This is a genomic window from Methanobrevibacter sp., assembly GCF_045646205.1.
In the GTDB taxonomy this organism is placed as follows: domain Archaea; phylum Methanobacteriota; class Methanobacteria; order Methanobacteriales; family Methanobacteriaceae; genus Methanocatella.
In genome coordinates, this window is record NZ_JAZRKF010000019.1 from 144,216 (window position 1) to 151,698 (window position 7,483).

Here is a 7,483-nt window from a genome sequence, read left to right on the forward strand (position 1 = left end):
AAGTAAATGTTTTTTGGAAAAATTCTTACAAAAAGAGATTCTCATATTTTGCCATATACCTTTCAAGCTTGTCCATCTGGGAAGCGGAGTCACGAAATCCTCCGGTCAGTATGAATTTGACCTCTTCCATCAGGTCTTTATCAACAAGTCTTGTCTCTATTTCAAAGTCAAGCTCATCATAATCAGGATCATCTGATATGTCTGAGAATTCCTCCTTGATTTCGGCTCTTAAATCCTCGTTTAAAAAGTCCTCCAATATATCCTTGATGTCATATGCAAAGCTGTTTGCAACAATAAGCGTATAGTCAATGTCATCCTTTGAATATAAATGGGAAATTTCATCAAGCTTGTATTTGAATGAGGAATAGTCCTGATATCCGTAAAGCGCGAATCTGCCTTCAACGGTATGTGCGCAGAACTCATCCATAATGTAGTTGAGCTCATTGTCCTCAAGCATGATTTTAATGAATGCTGAGATTAACGGCGTGTCATTTGTCTTTAATATTTTCATGAAAAGTTCCTTTAAGATTTTTTCTAAAAGGAAATGAGAAAGCTCGTGAATTATTGATGTTATGATTAATGCATCCGAAGGCCTGTCATCGACTCTGATTTCATCAAAGGAATAGTTGCCCAATTGCCTTCCAACGGACTTGTATCCGGTTTTTACAAATGATTTTGAAAGCAAAAGTACCTTTTCCTTGATTGTCAAGTGGCTTAATCTTAAGTCATGGTCTTCAAGGATTTTATCAAGGTTTTTTCTGTAGTCGTCCCTGATTTTGGCTAAAATCTCTGAATAGTCATCATAGGTTATTTTGGAATGCTGGATAAATCTGATTGTCTTATCCGTAAAAAGAGTTTGAGGGTCATTAATGGAGTCGATATACGGTGTTTTCTTTGTATAATCTGCTCTGATATCACTGACGCTCAGCTTTAATGATTTGGAACACTCCATATCATACAATACGCCACAGGATAAGATATCCACATCATAAGTTTCTTCTTTAAGAAATGCTGAAAAATAGGGAACCAGCTTTTCATGGATGTTAATCATATACTCCAAATCGCTTACAAGGGCGAAGTTACCCAAATCGTCATAGACATACTTTTTGGTGAGTATTGAAAATGATTCCTCATCCGGAACTTCAAAGGAATAAACGTCAAGCTTTTTTAAAATATTTCTTAACTTTTCCTTGACTGATACATATTGGGAATAGTCTTCAAGGCGTGGAACGAGTGAAAGATGAACTTCGGAGTTTTCGCTGTCAAATCTGTACTCGATAACTAATGCTTCATGGTGATTGTCATAGCGCCTGTGGATAATATTGATCCATGGCCGGTCAGCCCATGCATTATGCCCACAGGATGCCCTAACGGTAAATGAATCTTCAATATTATTAACAACAACAGCCGGAACTTCGTCCTGAAACTTCAAAACAAAAGGATTGCCCTTAAATTCCTTGGTTTTTTGAGTTTCATAGACATCCAATATTTCTCTAAAAACTCTACTTATCATTATGTATATTTATTAAAAACCCATTTTATTAAATGTTTTGCATTTTTGACTGATTTTCATTCGTTTAGATGCAAACGGTTATTATGATTTATGCCCTGAAAAAAAGTTTTCATAAATTGATTTTAGCTATTATGATTTTATGGCTTTGAAGAATTAATGTGGAAAATATTTAATGAATTTTTGTTTTAATGAAATTATGTAGTAAAATTAAATGTTTTGATTTGGGATAGCTACATGAAAAAAGAAAAAGATTAGGAATAGTATTGATCTATTCCTTCACCATTTATCCAATGGCCACGAGCAATTATATTATTGTACTGATCATAAAGAATATACTGCTCACCATAATCACGAGCAATAGTCCAGCTAATAACTTCACCATCACTATTTAAAGCGATTTCTTTAAGTGTACTTGCCTCATAACATATATATTTAGTACCATACCTTACATTTTGAAGTTCCATACCCATATTACCATAAATATCATAGATTGTTTTGACATTGGAGTCATACTGGTCAATATAATACCAATCTAATGAAAATTTATTGTATTCATTCATATAGTAATTATAATCTAATGGATTGGAACCAATTGTATAATACATTGGGTCTGGAGTAATTCTAATGGTATTAGCAATATTCAAACCATTATAACTGGATGTGATAATATAATCACCAGGATTTAGATTAATGTTTAAACGAGCAATACCATTAACATCAGTTGTTCTATCGTAGAAAACACCATTGATATTAAATGTTATTTTTTGACCAGAGTAGGAATTTCCTTCACCATCAAGCAACTTTGCTTCAAACTTGGACCCGTCACAGAATTTCATGCTTAAATCATTAGCTTCAAGAATTGGTTTAACTGTAATTGTATTTGATGCCATGAATCCTTTATAAAGGGCCGTTATAATGTAAGTTCCTGGATTAAGGTTGATGTTCATTTTAACATGACCTGTTGCATTACTTGTCCTTGTGTAAAATACTCCATTAATGTTGAAATCAACACTTTGACCAGATACTGGATTACCTTGATCATCTAAAACCTTAATGACGTACTGTGAAGCGTTTTTATAGTATTTTGTCAAATCATGATTTTCTATAATGTTAGGCAATACTGTAATAGTTGTTGCATGATTTTCTCCATTAACTGGGTTAGTAGCAGTTAAAATATAAGTACCTGGATTTAGGTTAATATTCAACTTTGCAACACCATTATCATTGGTTGTTCTTTCATAAAACACACCATTGATGTTGAATATGACTTTAGTGTTTTTAAGTAAATTGCCCTGTGAATCAACAAATGTACCATAATATTGAGTTGCATTTCTGAATATTTTAGTAAAATCATTTGCAGATATTGTGGATTTAACAGTAACGGTTGAATAAACTTTTAGTCCACCATAGTCCGTTGTTACATTGTAAACTCCACTATCTAAGTTAATAGCCATAGATGCTTTACCATTATTGTCTGTAGTTCTTGTGTATGGTTGGCCATTAATTAATATTTTAATTTTAGCATTATCAATAGGGGTTTTATCATTTTTAAATATTTCAATATTAAATTTTTCATTTCCTCCAAAATATTTCACAACATTATTGGCCAGAATGATTGTTTTATTAAAAATTTGAATATAATTAGCCTTTTTTTCTAGAGTAAAAGTATTTTTACATTCAATAAGGTATTTTCCTTCTGGAAGATAAAAATTAATTTCAATATTTCCATTATCATCAGTTATTCCACTAGTGTAATAATTACCATCAACATAAAAATTTATACCCACATTAGTTAAATTATTTCCAAAACTATCTAAAAGTTTTACAGAAAATTTAGTGTCATTATAAACATCACTTGATATAATAGTACTTTTAATTAAAACTGTAGAATTCACAATACAATCCTCATATTCAGCACTATTCTGCAAATATGTTGTAACATTATAAAATCCTGCATCCAATTTAATACTAAACAATGCATGGCCTGTTTTATTAGTTGATCTAGAATATGTAACATTATTAATTTCAAGTTTAATTGTCTCATAGGATAAAGGATTTAAATCATCATCAGTTAATTTAGCAATTATTTTTATATTCTCATAATCATAATATTTTTCGATATTATCCACATTTAATTTAACAGGTAAACCTATTTCAGTTAAATTAATTAATTTTACATCATTTCTAGTGTAAATTGTTTTCTTTTTATTAAAAAAAGAGTTCATTATAGTTCCATTCCCGCCAGACCAATAAATAGATTTTCCAGATTCTGATGCCATATTGTTTTCAAAATATGAATTGTTGATAATACCATTAATACCATACCACCAAAAAGCACCACCATATCTGGAGACTGAATTATCTTATAAATTTTGATGAGTTAACTAAACAATTTGGAGAATCTAAAGAAATAGCTCCCGCAAGTTCACCAGTATTATTAATAAAGTCTGAATTTAAAATTTTACTATTATAACCTCTGCAATGAATTGCACCACCGCGCTCCCATGCAAAATTTTTATAAAATGTTGAATTGGCTATAGTTAGTTGTGTATCATACCAATATAATGCTCCACCAGTATCAGCTAAATTATTTCTAAAAGTTGAATTAACAATATTAGATATACCATCTCTATATCCAATTGCTCCACCATCACTTAATACAGAATTACTCTCAAAATAAGAATTAGATATGTTTAAATTAGTAAAATATGAATATACTGCCCCACCATCATAGGCTTTATTATTAGTGAAATTACAAAATTGGATTTTTAAAAAATTTGTATTAATATAAACTGCACCACCCTCTTTTAAAGCATTATTATTGTAAAATTTTACAGTTTTAATAGTTCCATTACTACCATACCAAGATATTCCGCCACCATAATTACCTTGTCCATTTATCAAAGTTAAATTTTTTAAAACAACATTCGAACCCCTAATATAGAATATACTTGATTTTCCATTCCCATCAATAGTATGTCCTTGCCCATCAATTGTTATATGTTTATTAATCCATATTCCATCAGTTGAACCATTAACATACTTATAATTTCTAGTTAAATTTAAAGTTCCACCAACATCTAAAGAATTTATTTCATTCTGTAATTCCTGAAATGTACCATAAGAATCATTTTGATTATCAGATTCGGCTATTAAACCTGAATCATAATCATTTGATATAATGCTTGCATTGTTACCTATCTCTTCTGCACTTACGGCAGAAATAGCAAATAACGAAACAATTAAAATCAAAAGTAAATATCGTTTTTTAAGCAAATTAATTTCCCCAGACAAATTATTAATATATACTTATAAGTTGTGTTTATCTGCTTAATAAATTATGTGATTTGATTTTAAAATAAGCATCCGAAATGGTGTGAGATTCGTCTGCATTATCTATGCATATTGATTTTAGCTATTGTGATTTGATGCTTTCTAAAATTTAGTGTGAAAAATATTGATTGAAGTTTTGTTTTAATTGAATTAAGTGATGAAATAATATGTTTTGATTTGGTGTAGCTATCTTAAAAAATAAAAAAAGGGTTGAGAAATTAATCTCAACGAGAAACAGTTACTTTGTTTGATATGGTTGCTCCATTTTCACTCATTGATGTGATAATGTATTGACCAGGCATCAAGTTGATGTTTAAACTAGCAACACCCATGTAGTCAGTTATTCTTTCGTAAAAAATACCGTTTATATTAAAGGTTATTTTTTTACCAGAATCAGGACTTCCCTGACCGTCAACTAATGTTGCTTTAAACTTGGATCCGTCCATATATTTCATGGTTAAATCATCTGCTTCAAGAACAGGCAAGACATCAATATTATTTGACACCATTAAACCTTTATAAATGGCAGTTATGATGTAAGTACCAGGTTCCAGGTTGATGTTCATTTTAACATAACCTGTTGCGTTACTGGTTCTGTTGTAGAACACACCATTAATGTTGAATGTAACATTCTGTCCGGCAGCAGGTCTTCCCTGATCATCTAAAACCTTAATGACATACTGTGAAGCGTTTTTATAGTATTTTACCAAATCATGGTTTTCAACAATATTCGGCAATACAGTGATGACATTTGAATACATTTCTCCTGAAACAGGATTTGTAGCAGTGATAATATATTCACCAGGGTTTAAATTGATATTCAATTTAGCGCCGCCCTTACCATCAGTAACTTTATTGTATAAGACACCGTTAATGTTGAATGAAACATCGGCATATGTTAAAATGTTGCCCTGGCTGTCATAGAATGTTGCATAGTATTGTGTAGCGTTTCTGTAGATTTTGGTAATGTCTGATCCTTCAACAGTTGATTTGACAGTTACTGTTGAGTTAATTACAATATCATCAACTTCAGTGGTTACCTCATAAGTTCCGCTGTTTAAGTTTAAAGCGATTGAAGCGGTACCGTTCGCATCAGTAGTTCTTTCGTAAGTTATTCCGTTAACAGTGATTTTAACTGTTTCGCCGGCTAAACCTTTATCATTTAAGAACACATATACTTTAAATCTTTCAGGTCCGTTGTAGTATTTAACGACATCCGGAGCAGATACTTCAAAGACATACATGACTTCAATGTTCACGGTTCTGTTTACAGCTGCGTATTTGTCGTCACCGGAGTATGTTACTGCAGCAGTGTGATTGCCGGAAGGTAAATCGGAAATAGTTGCGGTTGCTTTACCATTTATTACAGGAACGGAGTAGGTTTCACCGTCAACAGTGACAGTGACTTCACCTAAAGCATCTTCAGGTAAGGTGACTTCAACAACAGCATCCTCACCAAAGTCGATTGGATCGGATTCCACTTCAATCTCATAGGTATCATTGGCGGATACTTTGAAATTAGCTAATCCAATATTGGTGTAGTATTTGTCGTCACCGCCATAAGTGGAAAATACAGTGTAATTGCCAACTGCCAAACCGGATAATATTAAAGTGGATTTGCCATCTTTAACTGGAGCATAGTAGTTTTTATTATCAACAGTGAAGTATACGAAACCTTTTGCATCACCAGGAAGAGTTACAGTAACGGTAACATCATTGCAGACGACAGCATCAGCGACATTTACTGAAATTTCAGGATATACTTTGCTTACAGTTAAAGTAGCATTAGCATAACCGCCGTACCAAGCATCATCACCGCCATAAATTACAAGGATTTCATAGGTGCCTGCAGCCAAATCACTGAACTCAGCAACAGCAGTACCATTTGCATCAATGTCTGCAACTTTAAGGCCTATCTCGTCAACATTAATAATTACGGTTTCACCTGCAACGCCATAAGGAAGGCTTGCTTTAATAACAGCAATATCGCCAACGTTGATTTCAACATCATCGACATTTATGGTTATTTCATCCTTAGGATTGACAGTAATTGTAGCGGCATTTTCAAAGATTGCTTTAGAGTACATGTCGTCTTCGATGTAGGTAATTTCTACAGTGTAGGTGCCTACATGTAAATCTGATACGTCCAAGGTAGCATTACCGCTTTCATCGATGACAAGAATGTAATCAATGTCATCAATATAAACAATAAGATTACCGTATGCAGGACCTGTGATTTCTAGGATACCTTCATTGTCAACAACGAAGCTTAAATCACGAGCATTGACAACAGGAATGAGTTTAGCTATATCAACCGTTTCTGCAATGACTGCATCATTGTAGTTGCTATCGTCTGTTATGGCTAAAATGACTGTGTGAGGACCGGCAGCATAAGTGTCTGAAATGATGATTTTGCCATCTTCAATAATATATCCGACAAACTCTTCACCGTCAACAATTACAGTTAAATTGCCGTCAATGTCTTCCGGTACAGTAAAAGTAATGTTAACTTCACTGTCTACAATCATATCACCAATTATTTCAAATTCAATTGCCACAGCAGCTTTCAATACTTTGAATTGAGCAAAACTCATGGAAAAACTGTGGTTATCATCTCCGTTATTGGTAATACGAAGG

The 7,483-nt window shown here is 32.6% G+C and carries 4 protein-coding genes; all 4 read right to left on the minus strand.

Translation table 11 applies throughout. The features are described from left to right. Positions 1-25: 25 nt before the first annotated feature. Complete coding sequence (locus ACKI44_RS04310) at positions 26-1,513, minus strand: MrcB family domain-containing protein (protein WP_407421896.1); 1,488 nt, start codon at positions 1,511-1,513, stop codon at positions 26-28. A gap of 251 nt (positions 1,514-1,764) precedes the next feature. Further along, a complete protein-coding gene (locus tag ACKI44_RS04315) occupies positions 1,765-3,738 on the minus strand; it encodes a carboxypeptidase-like regulatory domain-containing protein (protein ID WP_407421898.1) in 1,974 nt (657 codons plus the stop codon). A gap of 133 nt (positions 3,739-3,871) precedes the next feature. After that, positions 3,872-4,807: a hypothetical protein gene (locus ACKI44_RS04320; RefSeq protein WP_407421900.1), complete on the minus strand. Its 936-nt coding sequence runs from the start codon at positions 4,805-4,807 to the stop codon at positions 3,872-3,874. Positions 4,808-5,070: 263 nt separating this feature from the next. Then, positions 5,071-7,483: Ig-like domain repeat protein (locus ACKI44_RS04325; RefSeq protein WP_407421902.1), on the minus strand; the 2,413-nt coding region annotated here is incomplete at its 5' end.